At 42.1% G+C, this 24089-nt stretch carries 25 protein-coding genes; 22 read left to right on the top strand and 3 right to left on the bottom strand.

Annotation, left to right across the window (positions count from 1 at the left end):
* Window positions 1-268: 268 nt before the first annotated feature.
* A complete protein-coding gene (locus CXF78_RS03830) occupies window positions 269-1492 on the bottom strand; it encodes an FAD-dependent monooxygenase (RefSeq protein WP_180957040.1) in 1224 nt (407 codons plus the stop codon).
* 226 nt (window positions 1493-1718) lie between these two features.
* Between CXF78_RS03830 and CXF78_RS03825 the strand changes: the two genes are divergently transcribed.
* The 8 genes from CXF78_RS03825 (at window position 1719) to CXF78_RS03790 (ending at window position 8754) form a co-directional block, all read left to right on the top strand.
* The gene (locus CXF78_RS03825) at window positions 1719-2126 is read left to right on the top strand and encodes a hypothetical protein (protein ID WP_102036021.1); all 408 of its coding nucleotides are present in this window, start codon (window positions 1719-1721) and stop codon (window positions 2124-2126) included.
* Window positions 2127-2208: 82 nt separating this feature from the next.
* Window positions 2209-3633 (top strand): tRNA (N6-isopentenyl adenosine(37)-C2)-methylthiotransferase MiaB, encoded by a 1425-nt coding sequence (gene miaB / locus CXF78_RS03820; RefSeq protein ID WP_102036020.1) that lies wholly within the window; start codon window positions 2209-2211, stop codon window positions 3631-3633.
* Window positions 3634-3804: 171 nt separating this feature from the next.
* Window positions 3805-4869, top strand: a complete 1065-nt coding sequence (locus CXF78_RS03815) for a PhoH family protein (RefSeq protein ID WP_102036019.1) — start codon at window positions 3805-3807, stop codon at window positions 4867-4869.
* Window positions 4866-5336, top strand: coding sequence for an rRNA maturation RNase YbeY (gene ybeY / locus CXF78_RS03810; protein ID WP_102036018.1), 471 nt, complete (start codon window positions 4866-4868; stop codon window positions 5334-5336). Before CXF78_RS03815 ends, ybeY begins: the two co-directional genes overlap by 4 nt.
* 45 nt (window positions 5337-5381) lie before the next feature.
* Window positions 5382-6260, top strand: a complete 879-nt coding sequence (gene corC, locus CXF78_RS03805; protein WP_102036017.1) for a CNNM family magnesium/cobalt transport protein CorC — start codon at window positions 5382-5384, stop codon at window positions 6258-6260.
* Window positions 6261-6263: 3 nt separating this feature from the next.
* Complete coding sequence (lnt, locus tag CXF78_RS03800; protein ID WP_102036016.1) at window positions 6264-7826, top strand: apolipoprotein N-acyltransferase; 1563 nt, start codon at window positions 6264-6266, stop codon at window positions 7824-7826.
* A gap of 12 nt (window positions 7827-7838) precedes the next feature.
* A complete protein-coding gene (locus CXF78_RS03795) occupies window positions 7839-8351 on the top strand; it encodes a type II secretion system protein (protein ID WP_102036015.1) in 513 nt (170 codons plus the stop codon).
* Window positions 8352-8463: 112 nt separating this feature from the next.
* The gene (locus CXF78_RS03790; RefSeq protein WP_257984831.1) at window positions 8464-8754 is read left to right on the top strand and encodes a DUF6482 family protein; all 291 of its coding nucleotides are present in this window, start codon (window positions 8464-8466) and stop codon (window positions 8752-8754) included.
* A gap of 16 nt (window positions 8755-8770) precedes the next feature.
* Here CXF78_RS03790 and CXF78_RS03785 read toward each other — a convergent pair whose 3' ends face one another.
* Window positions 8771-9271, bottom strand: coding sequence for a zinc ribbon-containing protein (locus CXF78_RS03785; protein ID WP_011636189.1), 501 nt, complete (start codon window positions 9269-9271; stop codon window positions 8771-8773).
* Between the two features lie 120 nt (window positions 9272-9391).
* Here CXF78_RS03785 and leuS point away from each other — a divergent pair, with 120 nt between their 5' ends.
* From leuS to lipA, 14 genes are all read left to right on the top strand, one after another.
* On the top strand, window positions 9392-11983 hold the full coding sequence (gene leuS, locus CXF78_RS03780) for a leucine--tRNA ligase (protein WP_102036023.1): 2592 nt from the start codon (window positions 9392-9394) through the stop codon (window positions 11981-11983).
* 138 nt (window positions 11984-12121) lie between these two features.
* Window positions 12122-12616 carry an LPS-assembly lipoprotein LptE gene (gene lptE, locus CXF78_RS03775; protein WP_059744816.1) on the top strand — a complete coding sequence of 165 codons (495 nt, stop codon included), beginning with the start codon at window positions 12122-12124 and terminating at the stop codon, window positions 12614-12616.
* Complete coding sequence (gene holA, locus CXF78_RS03770; RefSeq protein ID WP_102036013.1) at window positions 12616-13650, top strand: DNA polymerase III subunit delta; 1035 nt, start codon at window positions 12616-12618, stop codon at window positions 13648-13650. The genes lptE and holA overlap by 1 nt, the downstream gene beginning before the upstream one ends.
* 21 nt (window positions 13651-13671) lie before the next feature.
* The gene (gene nadD, locus CXF78_RS03765) at window positions 13672-14307 is read left to right on the top strand and encodes a nicotinate-nucleotide adenylyltransferase (RefSeq protein WP_011636185.1); all 636 of its coding nucleotides are present in this window, start codon (window positions 13672-13674) and stop codon (window positions 14305-14307) included.
* Window positions 14308-14468: 161 nt separating this feature from the next.
* Entirely contained in the window at window positions 14469-14798 is a 330-nt protein-coding gene (gene rsfS / locus CXF78_RS03760) for a ribosome silencing factor (protein ID WP_011636184.1), read from the top strand.
* Window positions 14798-15268 (top strand): 23S rRNA (pseudouridine(1915)-N(3))-methyltransferase RlmH, encoded by a 471-nt coding sequence (rlmH, locus tag CXF78_RS03755; RefSeq protein ID WP_011636183.1) that lies wholly within the window; start codon window positions 14798-14800, stop codon window positions 15266-15268. The genes rsfS and rlmH overlap by 1 nt, the downstream gene beginning before the upstream one ends.
* A 129-nt stretch (window positions 15269-15397) precedes the next feature.
* On the top strand, window positions 15398-17254 hold the full coding sequence (mrdA, locus tag CXF78_RS03750) for a penicillin-binding protein 2 (protein WP_011636182.1): 1857 nt from the start codon (window positions 15398-15400) through the stop codon (window positions 17252-17254).
* Window positions 17236-18357, top strand: a complete 1122-nt coding sequence (gene rodA / locus CXF78_RS03745) for a rod shape-determining protein RodA (protein WP_011636181.1) — start codon at window positions 17236-17238, stop codon at window positions 18355-18357. Before mrdA ends, rodA begins: the two co-directional genes overlap by 19 nt.
* 14 nt (window positions 18358-18371) lie before the next feature.
* Window positions 18372-19385: a lytic murein transglycosylase B gene (mltB, locus tag CXF78_RS03740; protein WP_102036012.1), complete on the top strand. Its 1014-nt coding sequence runs from the start codon at window positions 18372-18374 to the stop codon at window positions 19383-19385.
* Window positions 19375-20187, top strand: a complete 813-nt coding sequence (locus CXF78_RS03735; protein ID WP_011636179.1) for a septal ring lytic transglycosylase RlpA family protein — start codon at window positions 19375-19377, stop codon at window positions 20185-20187. The genes mltB and CXF78_RS03735 overlap by 11 nt, the downstream gene beginning before the upstream one ends.
* Before the next feature lie 156 nt (window positions 20188-20343).
* Window positions 20344-21552: a serine hydrolase gene (locus CXF78_RS03730; protein WP_041413365.1), complete on the top strand. Its 1209-nt coding sequence runs from the start codon at window positions 20344-20346 to the stop codon at window positions 21550-21552.
* A gap of 155 nt (window positions 21553-21707) precedes the next feature.
* A complete protein-coding gene (gene ybeD / locus CXF78_RS03725; protein ID WP_011636177.1) occupies window positions 21708-21974 on the top strand; it encodes a DUF493 family protein YbeD in 267 nt (88 codons plus the stop codon).
* Window positions 21975-22077: 103 nt separating this feature from the next.
* Entirely contained in the window at window positions 22078-22728 is a 651-nt protein-coding gene (gene lipB, locus CXF78_RS03720; RefSeq protein ID WP_102036011.1) for a lipoyl(octanoyl) transferase LipB, read from the top strand.
* A complete protein-coding gene (gene lipA / locus CXF78_RS03715; RefSeq protein ID WP_011636175.1) occupies window positions 22728-23693 on the top strand; it encodes a lipoyl synthase in 966 nt (321 codons plus the stop codon). Before lipB ends, lipA begins: the two co-directional genes overlap by 1 nt.
* A 75-nt stretch (window positions 23694-23768) precedes the next feature.
* Here lipA and rimI read toward each other — a convergent pair.
* Window positions 23769-24089: ribosomal protein S18-alanine N-acetyltransferase (gene rimI / locus CXF78_RS03710; protein ID WP_102036010.1), on the bottom strand; the 321-nt coding region annotated here is incomplete at its 5' end.

Raw genomic sequence — 24089 nt, 5'->3', positions numbered from 1 at the left:
TATTCAGCACCCGGATTTGCCAATCCGACAATCAATTTAATGTTACTCATCACAACCTAGTCAGTTTATTAGCAAGCAATGCTGCTAAATGCCTTCATGGGGTACATCAAAATACACATGATGCAAAACGCGGCATTTTATACCAATTTCACTCATAATGTAATCATTCAAAGCCGCTCATGCTTTACTGTTGGCTACTCTTTATAAAAGCCATGTTTATTGAGTAAGAAGCCTAGCGACCAAATTGCTCATGTAGCCAACCCATAGTTTAATTCAGCCCAAGCGCGTACTTCAATACTTTACGTTTTAGCGGTGAGTCGATGTTGGCCAGTTTTAACGCGCCATTACGCAGTAATTTTAATGGCAATAAATTGTTACTAAAACCGGCATAAAAAGCATCCATTGCAGTCATCATCAATTGATTATCATAATATCGCGCTTGCTGATAACGCTTTAATACCTTGCTATCCCACCATGTGCCTCCCGTTCCAATAGCATTAGCAATTTGAGCCACCAGCACATCGACATCTTTAAAACCAATATTAACGCCTTGGCCAGCTAATGGATTAATCGTGTGAGCCGCATCGCCAATAATAACCAGATTATCTTGATAATATTGTTGTGCATGGCGCCGAGTTAATGGAAAGCTACCACGATTTTCAATAGTAAAATTAGGGTCTAATCTCGATGGGAAATGCAGTCTAATTTGTTCGGCAAGTTGTAGATCGCTCAGTTGAGATAACTGTTTAATACGATTAGCATCGTCATACCACACTAATGAAGCATGATTTCCAGGCAGCGGCAATAAGCTTCTCGGTCCAGCTGGAGTAAATTGCTGCCAGGTAATTGATTGCTGCGGAGTTTGAGTATTAATATTGATTAACATCGCCGATTGGGCGTAATCCCAACCAGTCAAACCAATACCCGCCCATTGGCGCACTTGCGAGTTAGCCCCATCAGCACCAACAAGTAATGTTGTAGTAAGCGTATCGCCATTATCGAGCAAAATACCGACTTGATGACTGTCCCTTAAGCGAGAAAACTGCATCACTTTTGCTGGACACAATAAGGTGATGTTGTCCATTTTATTGATTTGTTGCCATAGGCTTAATTGAATTACACGGTTTTCAAAAAAGTAGCCTAAGTGCGACTTATCAACTTGTTCGGCGCTAAATGCAGTAAGGCAGCCATCGAGCTCCCACGTTTCTAAACCTGTATAAGGTGCATGGCGCATGGTTAGCAGCTCATCCATAACACCAAGACGCGTTAACAATTGCTCAGATGCCACACTAATTGCAGATACTCGCACATCTAAAGGCTGTAAAGGATCATAAGGTTGTGGTTGGCGAGATTCAATCACTGCGACACTGAGCCCTAACTGGCCTAATCCAATCGCAGCAGCCGCACCGACCATTCCGCCGCCAACAACGACAACATCATAATGATTAGCGTTACCAGAGGTGTTCGTTGATGTGAATGAAGCATCTTGCATTGTATTGGCATCCATAAATAGTGAGATGATTTCTGTTTAATATGACAATGAACTGCGGTCAATATATGTATAGATATGTCTATAAGAGCTAAAGCATGACCAAATGTTGCTATAACGGCTTTTACCTACACTTGCTTACAATGAACAAAAACCAATCAATAAACGATTCTGTATACTGTGACTGTCTGATTAATTGATCCACTTTCCGTAATCAAGAGAGGACATCATGAACAGTCACCATCAATTTGTACGCCATGACATTCGCTATGGTCTGATTGCCACAATTGTGATCACCACAATCATAGGTTGCTCATTAGTACTGTCGACGAATGCCGCTGCTAATAATCCCAAAAATAACTTAATCACTCAAGCTGCAACAAACATAGGTTCCATTGAAACCATTACAGTGACATATCGTAATGCATTCGATTATGCCCTATATCAACAAACCACGGAAATGTTGCTCAGCTTTAATCGTGATTTAAGCCAAAGTAATCTCATTCAAGTCCAGCAACAAAGTCGCCAAATGGCCGCGGAATTTGGTTTTTACTCCGAGCAATCAATCACGTTTAACGCCAACGATAAATCATTACTATTTTCAAGGCTATTACAAAGTTTAGATTCAAATGAGTGAAACTTGCACTAGTGCTAGCCAGACCGTCTGACAACAGGTAAAATGTCGCGCTATTTTTACTGTGATTTACTGGCGAGCACTGATGAGTAAAAAACTTCATATTAAAACCTGGGGCTGTCAAATGAATGAGTATGACTCATCAAAGATGGCCGATTTATTAGACGACTATCAAGGATATACCTTGACCGAGGACGCAAGCGAAGCAGATGTTCTGCTGCTTAATACTTGCTCTATTCGTGAAAAAGCACAGGAGAAAGTTTTCCATCAGCTAGGGCGTTGGAAATCTTTAAAAGATAAAAATCCTAATTTAATTATTGGGGTCGGCGGTTGTGTTGCCTCGCAAGAAGGTAAAGCAATTAAAGATCGCGCTCAATGCGTTGATATTATCTTTGGTCCACAAACCTTACACCGTTTACCTGAGATGATTGAACAAATTCAACGTGGCGAAAAAGCTGTGATTGATATCAGTTTCCCAGAAATTGAGAAGTTCGATCGTCTTCCTGAGCCTCGCGCTGATGGTCCAACCGCGTTCGTATCAATTATGGAAGGTTGCAGTAAGTACTGTTCTTTCTGCGTGGTACCTTATACCCGCGGTGAAGAAGTCAGCCGTCCGTTAGATGACGTTATTCTTGAAGTGGCTCAATTAGCCGCCCAAGGTGTACGTGAAGTGAATTTATTGGGGCAAAACGTTAACGCGTATCGCGGTGCAACTCATGATGATGAGATATGTACCTTTGCGGAATTATTGCGTCTAGTGGCCTCAATTGATGGTATCGACCGTCTGCGTTTTACCACTAGCCACCCAATTGAATTCACCCAAGACATTATCGATGTGTATGAAGACACGCCTGAATTGGTGAGCTTCCTGCATTTACCGGTGCAATCGGGTTCGGATCGTATTTTGACCCAAATGAAACGCGGTCACATGGCGATTGAGTATAAGTCGATTATTCGTCGCTTGCGTAAAGCTCGCCCTGATATTCAAATTAGCTCAGATTTTATTATTGGTTTCCCTGGTGAATCTAAAGACGATTTCGCTGCTACCATGAAACTGATTGAAGATGTTGCGTTTGACCACAGCTTTAGCTTTATCTACAGCGCTCGTCCAGGTACGCCTGCAGCAGATTTGCCTGATGATGTTAGCGACGAAGAAAAGAAGCAGCGTTTAGCCATTTTACAAGACCGTATTACCCAACAAGCAATGCGTTATAGCCGTCAAATGCTGGGCACTGTTCAACGTATTTTAGTTGAAGGTCCTTCAGTGAAGAATCCAATGGAACTTCGCGGTCGAACTGAAAACAGCCGTGTGGTTAACTTTGAAGCCGCTCACACTCATATCGGCAGTTTCGTTGATGTGAAAATTGTTGATGTTTATACCAACTCATTACGCGGTGAATTTGTCCGTGGTGAAGATGAAATGGATTTACGTCGCAGTTTACGTCCGGCTGAAATTCTGGCTAAACACAAGCAAGATGATGCATTAGGTGTGACCCACTTTAAGCCGTAATTCATGTTTGCTGCTTAAGATGATACTAAAGGCGGCTTGTCCGCCTTTAATTTTGCCTAAAATTGGTCATATTATGGTAATTCGATACAGAGACTCGTAAACTGTCATTATTACTAAATGGCATTTTAACGCTATTATTTTGTTGTCCAAGACCGAAACCTGGAGCCTTATTTGACCACTAAAGTCACCACCATGAATTTGTATCTAGAACCTTCAGATACTCGCCGCCTCGTGTCATTATGTGGCCCATTTGATGACAACATCAAACAACTCGAACGCCGATTAGGTGTTGAGATTATTCATAAAGATAACCACTTCACTATTGTTGGACTGCCACGTAATGCGCTCAATGCCAATAACTTGTTGCGTCAGTTATACATAGAAACCCAAACAATCAAAGGCAGTACGCCAGACTTAGAACCTGAAGTGGTGCATTTAGCCATTCAAGAAGCCATTAACCTTGAAGCACAGCAAGATTCTGACGACAGTAGCATCCATATAAAAACTAAGCGTGGCGTGATTAAACCTCGTACACCGAATCAAAGTGTGTACATGCATAATATCACGGGGCACGACATCAGTTTTGGTATTGGCCCTGCTGGTACAGGTAAAACTTACCTTGCTGTTGCGGCGGCGGTTGACGCTTACGAACGTCAAGAAGTGCGTCGTATTCTACTAACTCGTCCAGCGGTTGAAGCTGGCGAGAAACTCGGTTTTTTACCGGGCGATTTAAGCCAAAAAGTCGACCCATATTTACGCCCACTTTATGATGCCTTATTTGAGATGATGGGTTTTGAGAAAGTTGAAAAACTGATTGAACGCGGCGTAATTGAAGTCGCCCCGCTCGCTTACATGCGCGGCCGGACTCTCAATGATGCTTTCATTATTTTAGATGAAGCCCAAAACACCACTGTTGAACAAATGAAAATGTTCTTAACCCGTATTGGGTTTAATTCTCGTGCGGTGATCACTGGCGACATTACTCAAATTGATTTACCTCGTAGCCAAAAATCAGGCCTACGTCACGCCATTGAGGTGCTCAGCGAGGTACCTGAGATCAGCTTTAATTTCTTTATTGCCCAAGATGTGGTCCGTCACCCTGTTGTTGCTCGTATCGTTGAAGCGTATGAAGCATTCGAGCAACAAGAGCAAATTCAAAAAGCCATCAAAGAACAAGCTTATCGCGAACGTGAACAGAAACGTCAGCTAATAGATAAAGAGGAAAGTGCTCAATGAGCCAGCAAGGGATATCATTAGATCTCGACCTACAAATTGCAGTCGATAATCCACGCTTACCAACTCAAGCTGAGTTTGAAACTTGGGTTCGAGCCGCTATTGGCCAAACAATGCCAGTAGTAGAGTTAACTATTCGTATTGTTGATATTGCCGAGAGTCAGCAGCTCAATTCAACTTATCGCGGTAAAGACAAGCCAACTAACGTATTGTCGTTTCCGTTTGAAGCGCCGCCAGAAGTTGAATTGCCATTATTGGGTGACCTCGTTATCTGCGCACCAGTGGTGGAACAAGAAGCAATTGAGCAAAATAAACCGCTAATCGCTCACTGGGCACACATGGTCATACACGGTAGCTTGCATTTGCTGGGCTATGACCATATTATCGACGAAGAAGCCGATGAGATGGAGTCATTAGAGACCCAACTTGTTGAAGGCTTAGGTTTTGACAATCCCTATAAGGAAGCATAAATAAACAAGGTATATCTTATAGATACCCTTGTTTAGGTAAATATTATGAGTGACGATATCCCCCCGAGTACAAGCGCCCACAAGAAGAGCTGGTTCGATAAAATTAACCAATTATTTCAGGGCGAACCTCAAAATCGCGAAGATTTAGTTGATGTCATAGCAGGTGCAGAAATGCGTGACCTCATCACCGAAGATACTCGCGAAATGATTAAAGGTGTATTAGAGGTTTCCGACCTTCGTGTGCGCGACATCATGATCCCAAGATCGCAAATTGTTACCATTCAAATAGACTCGACCGTCGATGAGTTTTTAGAAATCGTCATGGATTCCGGTCACTCTCGCTTCCCTGTTGTTAATGAAGACAAAGATCATATTGAAGGCATTTTACTGGCTAAAGATTTGATCAAATACGGATTTAAACAATCTGATGAATCTTTCACTCTTGCCCAAGTGATTCGACCTGCCGTGGTCGTTCCTGAAAGTAAAAGAGTCGATGTACTGCTCAAAGAATTCCGCTCACAGCGTTACCATATGGCCATTGTTGTCGATGAATATGGTGGAGTGTCGGGTCTAGTCACTATTGAAGATATTCTCGAAGAAATCGTTGGTGAAATTGAAGATGAATTTGACCACAATTCAGTTGAAGACACCGAAATAAAAAAACTCAGTAACACTGTGTTTATGGTAAAAGCGCTGACGGAAATTGAAGATTTCAACGAAGCCTGTGGTACCAATTTCAGTGATGAAGAATTCGATACTGTCGGTGGGATGGTGTCGCATGCATTTGGTCATTTACCAGAACGTAATGAAAGCATTGTCATCAACAATATCGAGTTCAAAGTCATTAACGCAGATAACCGCCGCTTGGTGCAACTTCGTGTTAAACTTCCTGACCCTAATATTAGTGAAGAATTCGACGACTAAATCGTGCTAAAAACTCAACCTTTACACTCTTCTTTGAGTATTGTTCGTCTGGTGACGGCATTTATTGCTGGCGCCAGTACGGCACTTTCGTTTGCGCCTTATGAAATTTGGGCCATATTTCCTTTAGCATTGAGTTTTGCCCTATGGCAGAGTCATACATTAACCGCCAAGCAAAGTTTATATTACTGGCTTAGTTTCGGTTTTGGCTGCTTTGCCATTGGCATTAGTTGGGTGCATGTCAGTATTGACACCTTTGGTGGGATGCCCATTTTTGTGTCGATAAGCTTAATGGCTTTACTGGCACTGTATCTGGCAATTTATCCCGCAATAACAGGATACTTGCTCAACAAGTTATCACGTACAGCTAAGCACACCTTAAATCCTTATTTAACCTATCTAGGATTATTCCCCGCCTTATGGGTACTAACTGAATGGTTAAGAGGATGGGTACTGACAGGCTTCCCTTGGATTTGGGCTGGCTACAGCCAAACATTAGGACCTCTTAGTGAATTTGCCAGCTTTATTGGTGCGTTAGGACTGAGCTTTGTGGTGGCTCTGGTTGCAGGCTCACTGATGCTGTTAACACAAAAGCGCGTGTTCCCAGTGTTAATCATATTACCCATTTTGGCATTAAGCGCTTGGGCTGCACCACAACTCAACCCAATATCAGCCAGTGGTAAAACAGTTAAAGTGGCATTAGTGCAAGGGAATATCCCTCAAAGCATGAAGTGGGAGCCAGATGCGTTGTGGCCAACCATGCTTAAATACATGGATCTGACCCGTGAGCAATTTGATGATGCCTCTAGTGTCGATATCGTTATTTGGCCAGAAGCTGCCATTCCTGCACCAGAAGCCATGGTGGAAGACTTTTTATTGAATGCCAATCAAGTCGCCAATATGAATAACACGGCGATTATTACTGGCATTATTAGCCACCAGCAAAAAGATTTTTATAACTCATTAATCGTATTGGGTAATCATCATCAGAAGCAGCAGCAAAGTGCTGACTATATTGTCGGTGGCAAAAATGAGTTTAAAAAACATCACTTACTGCCAATTGGTGAATTCGTACCATTAGGGGATTTATTACGCCCTATTGCACCGTTTTTTAATTTACCGATGTCATCATTTCAACGTGGTGACTACACTCAACCTAATTTAATTGCACTGGGTTACCATGTAGCACCGGCTATTTGTTACGAAATTGCCTTCCCAGAGCAAGTAAGAGCAAGCGTTACAAACGAAACAGATATGCTGCTCACCGTATCAAACGATGCCTGGTTTGGCACATCTAACGGGCCATTACAGCACATGGAAATAGCCCAAATGCGTGCCATTGAAATGGGTAAACCATTACTGCGTGGTACCAATAATGGAATTACTGCAGTCGTTGATCCGCATGGACGAATTACCGATGCTATCCCGCAGTTTGAAACTGGGGTGTTAGTAACCAATGTTGCGCTTTATCAAGGTGAAACTTGGTTTAGAAAAATAGGTCAACTCCCCTTGCTGATACTGTGTGGTGTATTAATGCTATTTGGTGTCAGAAACGTCTTACGGAAATAACGAGATAATTTGATGTCACAATCGATTCAACTCAAAACGCAGGTTCTCTCAAAAGGATTTACCTTAATAGAGTTAGTTGTGGTCATCATTATCCTTGGTATTTTAGCGATGGTTGCAGCGGCTAAATTTATTGGTTTGAGTACCGAAGCGAGACAGAGCACTCTATCAGGCCTCATGGGCAGCATTAAAACAGCCAACACCCTAGTTTATGCCCGTTCAAAAATGACGAGTTTACGAGTGCAGGCTGTCACAAACCGCGATGACTTAATCGATATTGATATCGACAGCGACGGTGTATTTGAAACTCGGTTAAAATGGGGCTATTTAGACAACACGGACATTGAAAAATGGATCATTGTGGATGACGCTTTTACCATACAATATCAAGGAATTGCTGTTACTTATATCGGATACGATAAAGATGATAATGGCCAAGTCATCAATGACAATTGTTACTTCTCTTACACTCAAGCCGCAGATGTAAATACAGCACCTGAATATCAAACTGTAGTAAGTGGTTGCTAATCTACAACCATCTTTAAATACTTGTAGATGTTCAAAATAAGCTTTCGATATAAAACTAAACTCGAGCTTGCTTCGTAATGTCCTCGATAAACGACTATTGATGGAAGTTACTATGCAATTATCTGAAATAAAATTAGCCATATCTCAACAAACTAAGCATCCCACGATTATTAGTTATGCCGACTCAAATCATTATTTGCTCGGTGTTGAAGACCTTCGGGGAAATTTTTACAGTGTTCGCAATAAAGCAGGGAAACAGCTGAGTCTTCACTCAATCAAACAAGCTGAAGTATTACTGAAACAACAAGGCATTCATTATGCCATGATAGAAATTCAGACTGCTTATGATGAAATGATCGGTAACAGCAGTGCAAGTCACTACCATTACCGAGTAAAGTTTTAAGCATTCACCTAACGGATTATGGTGTTAACGGCTCCCGTGAAAACTCATTGTAATCACATTTTGGGCAATCGGGGATCACCCCAGGAAAATCGATTTGCATTTGGTGACCACACTTATTACAGGTCAGTTTACCTTGGTTAATAATTTCTCCAGACTTATAAACACCATGATGTTTAAAATCTTGTAAAAGTTCATGCCACTCCACTTGGCTACGATCAGTTATTTCGCTCAACCACTGCCATAATGTATTCTCAATCCCAATTACCATTGGACTAAAACTCAAATTATCGGCATTTTCCTCACTTAAGAAGGCTGCAATGTCACGCTTTAAAAATTCTTCTACTAAAGCGAGCTCTTCTTCATCTGCATGAGATTTAAGTTTTAGATAGTCTTTACCCTGGGTCACTGACTTAAACAAACTTTTAGCTGTCAATGAGTTATCTTGCTCAAACGTGGTTTTCACCTGTTCGAATAGTGACTGATATAAGGCTAATAGTGCTGAACTTTTTCCACTCATAAGTAATACTCCTTAATACGCACCTTTTTAATAGATCACTTCTGGTTTATTCTATGCAGTTATAAATCGCGCTGCTGAGCGTTAGATCAAACAATGGGCGGCATGGCCGGAAATAGATTGATGCAAGAGCTATATAATCCCTCAGAAATTGAAGCCTTAGTGCAAAAGCACTGGCACGAACATAAAACCTTTGAAGTTACTGAAGATGAAAGCAAAGAGAAATTCTATTGTCTTTCAATGTTTCCGTATCCATCAGGTCGTCTTCACATGGGCCACGTCCGTAACTACACAATAGGCGATGTAGTGGCACGATATCAACGTTTGCAAGGTAAAAATGTTTTGCAACCGATTGGTTGGGACTCATTTGGTCTGCCTGCAGAAAATGCCGCGATCAATAATAAGACGTCGCCGGCACCGTGGACATACGAAAATATCGACTACATGAAGAACCAACTCAAGCTATTGGGCTTTGGTTATGACTGGAGTCGTGAAATTGCTACCTGTACCCCTGAGTACTATCGTTGGGAACAATGGTTCTTCACTCAGTTGTATGCCAAAGGTTTAGTGTATAAAAAAACCTCATCAGTAAACTGGTGTCCAAACGATGAAACCGTACTCGCAAACGAGCAAGTACAAGATGGTTGTTGTTGGCGCTGTGATACTGAAGTAATTCAGAAAGAAATTCCTCAGTGGTTTATTAAAATCACTGATTATGCTGAAGAATTGCTTAACGACATCGACACGTTAGATGGCTGGCCTGAACAGGTTAAAGCCATGCAGCGTAACTGGATTGGTCGCAGTGAAGGGATTGAAATGACCTTTGCCGTTGCTGACAGTGATGCATCGTTTGATATCTACACCACTCGTCCTGATACCTTAATGGGTGTGACTTATGTAGCTATTGCAGCTCGTCACCCATTAGCTGAACAGTCTGCGCAGAGTAACCCTGAATTAGCCGCATTTTTAGAAGAATGTAAAAATGCTGATACCACTGAAGCTGCGATGGCTTCGATGGAGAAAAAAGGCGTCGCGACAGGTTTACAAGCGATTCATCCTATTAGTGGCAAGTTAGTACCTATTTGGGTCGCTAACTTTGTATTGATGAATTACGGCACAGGCGCGGTAATGTCAGTTCCAGCTCATGATCAACGCGATTATGAATTTGCGACTAAATACCAGCTTGCGATTGAAGCGGTCATTAAGCCAGTAGATGGCGAAGTAGACGTTAGCAAAGAAGCTTACACCGAAAAAGGTGTGGTGTTTAATTCGGGCGATGCATTCCCTGAGCTAGACGGTTTAGACTTCCAAGCAGCTTTTGAAGCTATTGATGCTAGATTAACCGCAGAAGGTAAAGGCAAACGCCAAGTCAATTATCGTTTACGCGATTGGGGTGTTTCTCGTCAGCGTTACTGGGGTGCTCCTATCCCGATGGTGACCCTCGCCGATGGTACTGTTGTGCCAACACCTGAAGATCAACTGCCAGTTATTTTGCCAGAAGATGTGGTAATGGACGGTATTCAAAGTCCAATTAAAGCCGATAAGGCTTGGGCCGAAACCACAGTCAACGGTCAGCCAGCAACACGCGAAACAGATACCTTTGATACCTTTATGGAATCGTCTTGGTACTACGCACGTTACTGTAGTCCTCACGCAGACGAAATGTTAGATCCTGCTAAAGCTAACTACTGGTTACCAGTCGATCAGTACATTGGCGGTATCGAACATGCTTGTATGCATTTGTTGTATTTCCGCTTTTTCCATAAGTTGCTGCGTGACGCAGGCTTAGTCAACAGTGATGAGCCCGCAAAGCAATTACTGACTCAAGGCATGGTATTAGCAGATGCGTATTACTACACCAACGAAAAAGGCGCCCGAGTTTGGGTATCACCTTTAGAAGTGACTGTGGTAGAAAAAGACGACAAAGGCCGCATCATTAAAGCGATAGACAATCAAGGTCATGAACTGGTTTACACCGGCATGAGTAAGATGTCTAAATCGAAAAATAACGGTATCGATCCACAAGTCATGGTGGAAAAATACGGTGCTGATACCGTACGTTTATTCATGATGTTTGCCTCGCCACCAGAATTAACCCTGGAATGGCAAGAGTCAGGCGTTGAAGGAGCACATCGCTTCATTAAACGTTTCTGGAAATTGGCTAGCGATCATGTTGCTGCAGGTAAAACTGAAGCATTAGATACCAGCAAATTAAATGCCGATCAAAAAGCATTGCGCCGTGAATTACATAAGACCATTGCCAAAGTCAGCGATGACATTGCACGTCGTCAAATGTTTAACACAGCAGTAGCCTCAGTAATGGAACTAATGAACCATTTACTGAAAGCCTCACAAGAAACGGCTCAAGACCGAGCGTTACTTGCTGAAGCTTTGTCTGCTGTAACGCGTTTGCTTTACCCTATTGTTCCGCATATGACGTTTACGTTATGGAATGAGTTAGGTAACGAAGGCGACATTGAAGATAGCCGTTGGCCTGAAGTCGATGAGTCTGCGTTAGTCGAAGACAGCAAGCTCATTGTGGTACAAGTAAACGGAAAGGTTCGCGCAAAAATTACTGTTGCTGCTGATGCATCAAAAGAAGATGTAGAAGCATTAGGCATGAGTGATGAGCACGTACAAAAACACACTGAAGGGTTAACGGTTCGTAAAGTCATTTACGTGCCCGGCAAACTATTAAGTATTGTTGCTAACTAAGTTGTCTTAATGAGGAGGCTCGTCAGCCTCCGAAATTAGGGTGATAACGTTAACGCTTCAGTGTTAACTTACCGCGGGTTACACCGCGGTAAGTTATTTATTTAACCATGCAAATAAACAAGGATGCCTCCCCTCAATATGCTAGCCAAAAAAATCTGTTTAGCCATAATGACATTGGTGCTACTGACCACTGCAGGATGCGGCTTCAAACTCCAACGCAGTTACTCCATCCCTGCCGAATTGGCCGAATTGCATTTAAGCAGCAGCGATGAATACAGTGAGTTAACTCGCTTAGTTCGTGACAGATTACGGATCAACCGTATTAGCCTTGTCGATGCAGCAGAAAAAACACCTACGTTACGGTTAATTAACGACTCTCTCGAACGTGCCACACTGTCACTTTATCCCACAGGAAATGTCGCAGAATATGAGCTGATCTACTTAGTGCATTATTCGGTTACTTTACCAGGACAAGAGCCACAAGATTTTGATACTGAAATCCGCCGAGATTATCAAGACGATCCTCGTACTGCATTAGCAAAAAGCCGTGAAATGGAGTTGTTGGTTAAAGAAATGCGCGTACAGGCAGCCGATTATATTATCCAAACTCTGGCGTCAATCGGGGCAGAGTAATGCGGGTTTATCCTGATCAACTCAAGCAACATCTCAAACCACTACCGCAATGCTTTTTACTGTTTGGTGATGACCCATGGTTAATCGAAAACAGTAAACAATTGATCCTCAACGCCGCTAAAAAACAAGGCTTTGAAGAGCGTGTACAGTTAAGCCAAGAAACCGGTTTTAACTGGGGAGATTTAGTCCAAGAATGGCAAGCAATGAGCTTATTTGCCAGCCGACGGATTATTGAGTTAACCCTGCCGCAAGGTAAACCAGGCATGGAAGGAGCCGCAGCATTTCAAACGCTGTTGCAACACCCTAATCCAGATATGTTATTGGTTATCCAAGGCCCCAAAGCCAGTGCAGAGCAAACCAATAGCAAATGGTTTAAATCACTCGATGCCAAAGGTATATACCTACCCTGCACCACGCCTGAAGGTAAACAGTTTGAACGCTGGTTAGACAGTCGTATTACTCATTATGAACTCACGGTTCACCATGATGCAAAAGCCATGTTATTTACGCTATTTGAAGGTAACTTATTGGCGGCTGAACAAGCGATGCAATTGCTACAACTGCTCAGTCCTAAGCAAAATATTACCCCAGAACAACTCAGTGAATATTTCGAAGACCAATCTCGTTTCAGTGTGTTTCAACTCTGTGATGCCATTCTAGGTAACCATCAAAAACATGCACAGCACATGCTGGCTCAATTGCAGGCCGAAGGCACTGCAATGCCCATTTTAATGTGGGCTTTATTCAAAGAGATAAATTTGCTGCTCACCTTAAAACTGGCCGTCCATAATGGCGAGCAACTGAGCAAACTTTGGAGCCAACACCGAATTTGGGATAAGCGTAAACCGCTTTATCAAGCAGCAATAACGCGATTAGATTTAGATCATATCGAACATATGCTCGCGTTTGCGTCTAAATTAGAATTAAATCTCAAACAAAAAGGGCTTGAAGATTGGATTGGTCTCAGCCATTTATGCATTTTATTTGATCCACGAGCACATAACCGTTTAGCTCATATTGAATTAACTGACTGAGACAAAAAGTAAGGACAGCGAATGCGTATCGGTATTTTGGGTGGCACCTTCGACCCTATCCATCTAGGACATATCAATCCTGCACTAGACGTAAAACAGCAACTTCATTTAGACCAGATTTGGCTAATGCCCAATCATATACCTCCGCATAAAAATACTACCGTAGTGAGTACTCATCACCGGCTTGAAATGGTGAAGTTAGTTTGCCAGCAGTACCCAGAATTTAAGCTATGTGATATCGAAATCAATCGCGACACCCCGTCTTACAGCGTCACTACGCTCACATTACTCACCCAACAATATCCTGATGATGAATTCTTTTTCATTATGGGCATGGATTCATTTGTTCAATTACCATTGTGGTATCAATGGCAATCATTGTTTAATCTGTGCCATATTGCATTGTGTCAACGCCCTGGTTGGGCAATGGACACCAACAGCGAAATGACCAAAGAATTATTATTCAGACAAGCAACCGCAGACTATCTTGACTCGCCTTCCCATGCTAAAAATGGCAGAATATTCACTATCAACAGCCAGTTAGTCGATATTTCTTCAACTGAAATACGTCAGCAGTTAGCTCAAAATATTGATATCAGCACGGTTTTATCTCAAACAACAACCGAATATATTCGCCAACATCAGCTCTATCGCTAACACAATAAACCGCACAGTTATTAACTCAACTTTTATGATTATGGGTAAACTCAGCATCGGACACAAAATTAAATCTATCGTTGTTTAGCCATGCTTAATTGCGCATCAACAGTGAATTTGAGTATAATACTCCGTTAATTTTTACTTATGAGGTACTTCGAGTGCAAGGCACCGAACTAAAAGATTTCGTTATCGACAAAGTCGATGATTTAAAAGCAAAAAATATTACTGTTATAGATGTATCTAAACGGTCAACCATTACCGACACTATGATCATTTGTACTGGTACATCAAAAACACACGTTCGATCTATTGGTGAGCACGTAATCGTGTCAGCAAAAAATGCTGGCGTGCAACCTCTTGGGGTCGAAGGTCGTGACAGCAGTGAATGGGTATTAGTTGATTTAGGCTCAGTGATTTTGCATGTGATGCAAGAACAAACTCGTGATTACTACGAGCTTGAAAAACTTTGGTCTGAACACAGCGTCTAATGAAGTTACAGCTTATTGCCGTTGGCACCAAAATGCCCGATTGGGTAACCCGAGGCTTCGAAGAATACCAACGCCGTTTCCCTAGAGATATGGCTTTGGAGCTCATCGAAATCCCAGCAGGGAAACGCGGGAAAAATGCTGATATCGCCCGAATTTTACATAAGGAAGGCGAATTAATGCTAGCGGCAGTAGCAAAAGGTAACCACATTGTCAGTTTAGATTTACCCGGTAAAAACTGGACAACACCAGAACTTGCCGAGCAAATGACAAAGTGGCAACTCGATGGTAGAGATGTCAGCTTACTTATTGGTGGCCCAGAAGGACTTTCACCTGCTTGCAAAGAGGCGGCCAACCAAAGCTGGTGTTTATCAGCCCTCACTTTACCCCATCCTTTGGTTAGGGTTATTGTGGCAGAAAGCCTATATCGAGCTTGGAGCGTCAATACCAATCATCCGTATCACAGAGAATAAACTCAGTCGCATGTATAACTAAGCTTATCGATAATGATTATCATGCAACTCTTTTTTTCATGTTCATCAGCTGATACTGTGACCTTCTATAATTCAACCTTTCATTTGGTTACGACGGGGATAGCATAAGTGTCGCCAAACAAGCGCATTACCATGCATGATCACGCCGCAGAGGCCGCGCTATTTAAACGCCGTGCATTGTTCACTTTTATTTGCGTATTCTTACTACTCTGCATCCTATTTTCGAATCTTTATCATCTTCAAGTTGTCTCTTACAAAGACTATGAAACTCGTTCAAATGATAACCGTATCCGCGTGGTTCCTACTCCGCCTAGCAGAGGGTTAATTTATGACCGTCATGGCGTGCTGTTAGCCGAAAACCAACCTTATTATTCTTTAGAACTTATTCCAGAAAAAGTTGATGATATCACTGCGACTTTAGACGAACTTAATACCTTCATTGAACTCACTGAAGATGAGCGCGAAAGCATTACTGAAACCTTAAAGTTTCATCGCCGATTTAAGCCGTTAACCATTAAAAGTAAATTAACCGACGAACAAGTCGCCATTTTTAGTGTTAATCAATATAAATTCCCGGGGATTTATGTTGAAGCAGGCCTTAAGCGCCATTATCCCTTTAATGCACTAATGACTCATGTATTAGGGTATGTCGGCAAAATTAATAGCCGAGATAAAGCCTTGCTTGAAAAAAGTAGTCAGTGGAAAAACTATGCCGCAACCAAAGATATTGGTAAGCAAGGCATTGAAAAATTTTATGAAAGTTTACTTCATGGTACCCCCGGTCACCTCGAAGAAGAGGTCAATAATCGTGGCAGAGTGATCCGCACGCTTAAAGTGACTCCGCCAACACCAGGACAAGACATCTATCTCACGTTAGATCTCAAACTACAGCAGAAGGCCATGGAGCTTTTAGATGGCCGAAAAGGCTCTGTCGTTGCTATAGATCCTAGAGATGGTGGTGTTTTAGCCATGATTTCAAGCCCATCATATGACCCTAATCCCTTTGTTCACGGCATTAGTTCTAAAGCTTATAATGACTTATTAAATGATAAATCGCGGCCATTAATTAATCGTTCAACCCAAGGGCAATACTCCCCAGCATCAACCATCAAACCGCATGTAGCGTTACTCGGGTTAGAAGAAAAAATCATTAACGAACGCACGCGTATTTGGGATCCGGGCTATTGGCAAATGCCAGGCGTCGATCGCAAATGGGGCGACTGGAAAAAATGGGGCCATGGCTGGGTAGATATCTATCATGCCATTGTCGACTCTTGTGATATTTTCTTTTATGACCTCGTCTATAAGGTTGGCATCGATAGAATGGCCATATTTATGGATCGTTTTGGATTTGGTAAAAGTACCGGTATCGATATTTTTGAAGAGTCAGATGGCGTAATGCCATCTAGAGACTGGAAAAGAATGCGTTACAACCAACCTTGGTATAATGGCGATACCATTTCGGTCGGTATTGGCCAAGGATATTGGACTACTACGCCGCTGCAGCTTGCCAATGCGGTGACTATCATGGCAAATAAAGGCAAGCGTTTTACCCCGCATTTATTAAAATCATTTAAAAATAGTACGGTTAAAATTGATTCGCCGATTGATGAGCAAGTACCAATAGAGCTTAAAGACCCTCGCAATTGGGACATCATCAATGAAGCTATGCGTCAAACGGCTGATAAATCTCGCTTTACCGATGCCACCTATACCGCAGCAATGAAAACGGGTACAGCGCAGGTATTTAGTGTAGCCAAAGATCAAAAATATAATGCCAACACTATTGCAGAACACTTGCGCGATAATGCATTAGTTGTTGCTTACGCACCTTATGAAAACCCTCGTATTGTTTTAGCGGTGGTATTAGAAAACGCCGGCTGGGGTGGCGCCAATGCAGGCCCACTAGCACGAGCATTGCTCGATGAGTATATTTTACGAGACGAATGGGCGGTAAAACCGTGAATAATCATGCATATCAAAAATCGTTTTGGCAAAAAATACACTTAGATGTGCCATTACTCATCGGCATCGTTATTTTAATGAGCTTTGGTCTTTTTGTGATTTATTCTGCCAGTGGCGAAGATCCTGCGATGATGGAGCGCCAACTTGTACGTATGGCGTTGTCGTTGGGCGTGATGTTTTGCTTTGCACAAATCAATCCTGAAATCCTCAGGCGTTGGGCTTTACCTATTTATCTTGCAGGGGTAGCGTTACTCATCGGCGTTGAACTATTTGGCACCATTAATAAAGGTGCTCAGCGCTGGCTTAATTTAGGGTTTATGGAATTCCAGCCATCGGAGCTTATCAAACTTGCCTTCCCCATAACCATGGCGTGGTATATCAGTAAGTTCCCGCTGCCCCCCAAAAAGCGCTATCTGGCCGGTGGCGTTATTATCCTACTAATCCCAACATTACTCATCGCTAAACAACCGGATTTAGGCACCTCCATTTTGGTCGCTGCTTCTGGGGTATTCGTGTTGTTTTTATCTGGCATGAGTTGGTTAATTGTCGGCGGCTTTGTTACCGCCATTCTGATCTTTTTACCTGTTTTATGGTTTTTCTTGATGCACGATTATCAGCGTACTCGAGTATTAACCTTGTTTAATCCTGAACAAGATCCTCTCGGCGCGGGTTATCATATTATCCAATCGAAAATTGCCATTGGTTCAGGTGGACTTTGGGGCAAAGGTTGGCTTGACGGGACTCAATCACAATTAGAGTTTTTACCTGAGCGACACACCGACTTTATCTTTGCTGTGATCGGTGAGGAATTCGGATTAATTGGCAGTTTAGTATTACTGGCAATGTATTTATTTGTCATTGGCAGAGGTCTGGTTATCGCTTCACGAGCACAGACAAGTTTTGCACGCTTATTGGCCGGAAGTATCACCCTAACGTTTTTTGTCTATGTTTTTGTTAACATAGGTATGGTATCAGGCATCTTACCAGTGGTTGGTGTACCTTTGCCGCTAATCAGTTATGGTGGAACCTCGATGCTGACCTTAATGACAGGTTTTGGTATTTTAATGAGCATTCACACCCACAGACGATTTGTCGATAGATAGGATTAACGTTAACCATGACAAAGATAACCGTTCAAATCGCCAGCTTAGCATTACTTATTGGTACTGTTTTTAACGCAAATGCAGTGACCGAAACAGACACTCAAGCATTACAGAAAACCTTTATTGCTGAACAAGTAAAACAAGGATTCAAGCAACAAGAAGTCGAGCAGTTTTTAGCGTCTTCAAGCTTCGATCAAACCATTATTGACGCGATATCAAAACCTTGGGAAGCGAAACCTTGGCACCAATATTATCCTATTTTTTTGACCGACAAACGGTTGCAAAAAGGGCTAGAGTTTTGGCAAGAAAACCAGCAAACCATCGATAAAGCAGCCAAGCAATTTAACGTCGATCCACAAATTATAGTGGCCATTATTGGCATTGAAACATTCTATGGTGGTTACTTAGGCAATTATCGTGTGCAAGATGCCCTATATACGTTGGGCTTTCATTACCCACCACGAGCGACGTTCTTTCGCAGTGAATATGCCAATTTAATGTCGTTGATTAAAGAAGAAAAGCTCGATAATGACACCTTAAAAGGCTCATATGCTGGAGCAATGGGTTATGGTCAATTCATTCCATCTAGCTACCGTCATTACGCTGTCGACTTTGATGGCGACGGTCGACGAGATTTATTAACCAGTAAAGCAGATGCTATTGGCAGTGTGGCTAACTATTTTCATCAACACGGTTGGCAAAAAGGTCAGCCTGTGGCGCTATTACTGAATCACACATCAAGCACAGCCCCAAAAGCGAATGTTTGGACCAAAGAAAAGCTTCACTACAAGGTATCAGACATTCTTAGCCCAACATTAAGCTTGGCAGATAATCAAGATATTGATGCATCACAAGCTGCATTGTTAATTAAACTAGATCAAGCTGAAAGCGCTGAATACTGGCTCGGGCTTAAAAACTTTTATGTGATCACTCGCTATAATCGCAGCCCGTTATATGCAATGGCAGTTTATCAGTTTAGCCAACAACTTAACGCCCACCACAAATCGGTAAATCAACATGGCAATTAATTACCGTTTCATCTTATTAATCATGTTGAGCAGTGCACTACTGATCAGTTGCTCGTCAAATGATGCTAAAAAAACCTCATCGGGGAAAAAAAGCCGCTATCAAATGGCTAACGATCGTTATCCTGATGATGCACCAGATGTGAGCTTGGTTAAAAACGCCCAACCTAAATACGAACCTTATAGCAGACAAGGTAATCGTAACTACACCGTATTAGGCAAAAGCTATCAAGTACTCGACAGCGGAAAGGGATTTAAAGAGCAAGGTCATGCATCATGGTATGGTTCAAAGTTTCATGGTCATTTAACCTCTAATGGCGAAACTTATGATATGTACACTATGTCTGCAGCGCATAAAAACCTGCCCTTACCCAGTTATGTCAAAGTGACCAATTTAGACAACAATAAACAAATTATTGTTAGAGTAAATGACCGCGGACCGTTTCATCATGGTCGAGTGATTGATCTATCTTATGCTGCTGCTTACCACTTAGGCATGCTGGCCAGAGGAACCGCAAAAGTCGCCATTGAAACCGTTTACATTCCCTCACCAGAAGAGCGAGTAATAAGCGATTTAAAAGATGATGACAATCACTTTATTCAAGTTGCAGCGTCTCAAGATAAACTGCGTATAAATATGTTGGCTAAGCAGTTAGAAACCAAATATGCCGTGAATTCTCGCGTGACATCGATAAATGGCATGCACAGATTGCAGTTGGGCCCGATCAGACAAATTCATCTAACTAATAAGTTGCTCGATCGTGTGCAAATTGATGGTTATCCACAAAGCTTTATCGTACCGTAAGCCATAATACTGGTGATAAAGAGTAACATTAAGGTTCATTTACATTGGATGAATGAACCTTAATGCGAAATGACTGCCTACTAATGTATAATCGAAAAATTATACCAATCGATCTTTGTCTTTTCTTCGACTAACTAGAGACGTGCTAACTTCATTATGACTTCCAAAACCGCTCAATTAACAACGATGCTCTTTGCATCAGTTGTCTGTTTTTCTTCACTCGCAGCAACGCCACAACCAGATATACGTCCTACACCCAATCGCGCACCTATGGTGACACCTGATGCGCCTAGTGTTGCCGCTAAAGCTTACGTGCTAATGGATTATAATTCTGGCAGAGTCATTGCTGAAGAAAATGCCTACGAAAGTTTAAACCCAGCAAGTCTGACAAAAATGATGACCAGTTATGTTATTGGCCATGAAATCCGTGTCGGTAATATTTCATTAGATGATGATGTAGCCATTACCAAGAACGCGTGGGCAAAGAATTTCCCTGACTCATCAAAAATGTTCATCGAAGTGGGTAAAACCGTCAAAGTACACGACTTAAACCGCGGTATTATTATCCAATCGGGTAATGATGCTTGTGTTGCTATGGCTGAGCACATTGCTGGTACAGAAGGTGCATTCGTTGATTTAATGAATTCATGGGCCAAGCAATTAGGCATGAAGGATAGCTACTTTGAAAACTCTCATGGTTTAGACTCAGAAAATCATAAAACGACAGCTTATGATATGGCCATTTTAGGTGCAGCGCTGATCCGTGATGTACCTGAAGAATATAAAGTGTATTCAGAGAAGTCTTTTACCTATAACGGCATTAAGCAATATAACCGTAATGGCTTGTTATGGGATAAAAGCTTAAACGTTGATGGTATTAAAACTGGCCATACATCAGGTGCAGGCTACAACCTAGTATCTTCAGGCACCAGCGAAGGCATGCGTCTTATTAGCGTTGTGATGGGCACATCGAGTGAATCTGCACGTAAAGCTGAGAGTAAGAAACTACTCAACTATGGTTTCCGTTTTTTCGAAACTATTACACCATACAAAGCTGGCGATACCTTCGTAACTCAACAAATTTGGTATGGCGATAGAGAAACAGTTGATCTCGGTGTTATGACCGACACCCCTATTACTATTAGCCGTGGTAAAGCAAAAGATTTACAGGCTAACTTTGAGTTAACAAAGCCACTAACTGCCCCACTTGCTAAAGGCGAAACAGTTGGTCGTGTCTTTTTCCAGCTTGATGGAAAAGACATTGCTCAGTTCCCGCTAGTGACATTGAATGAAGTTCAAGAAGGCGGCTTATTCAGCAAGTTAATGGATTATTTTAAGCAAATGTTTGCCAGTTGGTTTGAGTAATTAAACAGATTTACATGATCTATTCATGAATCCATTAGTGAATCAACTAATTAAAGCCGCCTAATCAGCGGCTTTAATTTTTTAAGATCTACTGGGCTTGAATCGGGTATAATTGCCACCATATTAGTAACACCAAAACAGAATCGAGTAAGTTAATGTTAAATACAACGTTTGACCAAGTGATGGAATTTCCTAATTCGTGCCCTTTCAAAGTGATTGGTGATGCTGACGATACCCTAGCCGATCGTGTTGTTGCTGTAGCGCAACAACTTGCTCCCGGTGATTATGTTCCAAGCGTGAAGGCATCAAGTAAAGGCAGTTACTATTCAGTGACCATCCGTATTACCGTTACCAGCAAAGAACATATTGAAAAAGCGTATATTGATCTTGCCGCAATTGAAGGTGTAAAACGCGTACTGTAAGAGCCCAAAGAGTCTTCTTTACTCATAAACTTGAGTATAATACTCAAGAATTAAACCATTGACTCGATGGACACACACCATTTATCTGGGGGAGACGTTGCCCTTGCAAGCACAAACACTGCACATCCGCCATCTTGGTATGCAAGACTATGAATCGACATGGCATGCAATGCAGGAATATACTGACACTCGTGATAGCGACAGCCAAGATGAACTTTGGATTGTTGAGCATCCACCAGTATTTACCCAGGGCCAAGCAGGTAAAAGCGAGCACATACTCAACCCTGGTGATATTCCAGTTATTCAAGTCGATCGCGGTGGCCAAGTTACTTACCACGGTCCAGGACAATTAGTGGTTTATCCACTTATTGACATCAAACGTAATAAACTAGGTGTTAGACAGTTAGTGAACAATATTGAGCAAAGTATTATTGATATGCTCGCTTATTACGCTATTAATGCTTACGCAAAAGCCGACGCTCCTGGTGTTTATGTCACAGAACAAAAAATTGCCTCTTTAGGGTTACGCATCCGTAAAGGCTGCTCTTTTCACGGCTTAGCAATAAATGTCGATATGGACTTAGCCCCGTTTCAGCGTATCAATCCTTGCGGATATGCTGGTTTAGAAATGGTGCAATGTAAAGCATTAGGTGGTCCACAAACTGTGCTTGAAGCTGGCGATAAATTAATCCAAACCTTTAGCCAAATTATGGGCTATCAACAACTTGTACATCATCAAGGATTAGCAGAATAATGAATAGGCCTGAAAGATTACAACCAGGTGTCAAATTACGTGATGCCGATAAAGTCGCACGAATTCCTGTAAAAGTCGTGCCATCAGAGCGCGAAACTATGCTGCGTAAACCGGATTGGTTACGAGTAAAATTACCCTCTTCAAATCAACGTATTCTCGAGATAAAAGCGGCATTACGTAAAAACGGATTGCACTCAGTTTGTGAAGAAGCATCTTGCCCTAACTTAGCAGAATGCTTTAACCACGGCACAGCAACCTTTATGATCTTAGGTGCAATCTGTACCCGTCGTTGCCCTTTTTGTGATGTGGCCCATGGTCGTCCGCTAAAAGCTGATGCTGACGAGCCTAAAAAACTAGCCCAAACGATTAAAGACATGAAGTTAAAATATGTGGTGATCACTTCTGTTGACCGTGATGATTTACGGGATGGTGGTGCACAGCACTTTGCGGACTGTATTCGCGAAATTCGTTTATTAAACCCTGAAATCAAGATTGAAACTCTTGTTCCTGATTTCCGTGGTCGTATCGATGCCGCATTAGATATTTTAGCGACCGAGCCTCCTGATGTATTTAATCATAATCTTGAAACGGCTCCTGCTCATTACCGCAAAGCACGTCCAGGCGCTAACTATCAGTGGTCATTAGACCTACTTAAACGCTTTAAAGAGCGTCATCCAACTATTCCGACTAAGTCTGGTTTAATGATGGGTTTAGGTGAAACCAACGAAGAGATAGCCGAAGTATTACGAGATTTACGTGCTCACAACGTAGAAATGCTCACGCTTGGCCAATACTTACAACCGTCTAAATTTCATCTACCCGTTGAACGTTATGTTCCACCAGCAGAATTTGATGAGTTGAAAGCGTTAGCTGATGAACTTGGTTTCACACATGCAGCCTGTGGCCCACTTGTTCGCTCAAGCTACCACGCAGACTTACAAGCTCAAGGTAAAGAAGTTAAGTAATCTTACTTCTCCCAAATAAAAAACAGCGCTCAATTAGCGCTGTTTTTTTTGTATTCAATTGAATCACGCAAAAAATTAACTCAATGCTAAATCCATTAAAATGGCATCTTCATAACCATCATCTGTAGGGTAATAATTTTTACGCCTGCCTGACTCAATAAAACCAGCTTTCTCATATAAATATTTTGCAGCCTCATTTGACTGACGAACTTCTAACATCAGCACAACTGCACCCGCATCTTTCGCATCATCAATCAATTGCTGCATTAATAACGAGCCAAACCCTGAGCCTTGTTTATCTGGTGCCACACAAATATCGAGTAACGTCGCCTCATCTATAATTTGCTGTACTATCGCAAAACCCAACAAACCATCTTGCAGCTTAATACCCAATAC

This window comes from Shewanella sp. 11B5 (assembly GCF_002836795.1).
Lineage (GTDB): Bacteria > Pseudomonadota > Gammaproteobacteria > Enterobacterales > Shewanellaceae > Shewanella > Shewanella frigidimarina.
Note: the sequence above shows the minus strand (reverse complement) of the source record. Positions and strands in the feature narration are given on the sequence as shown.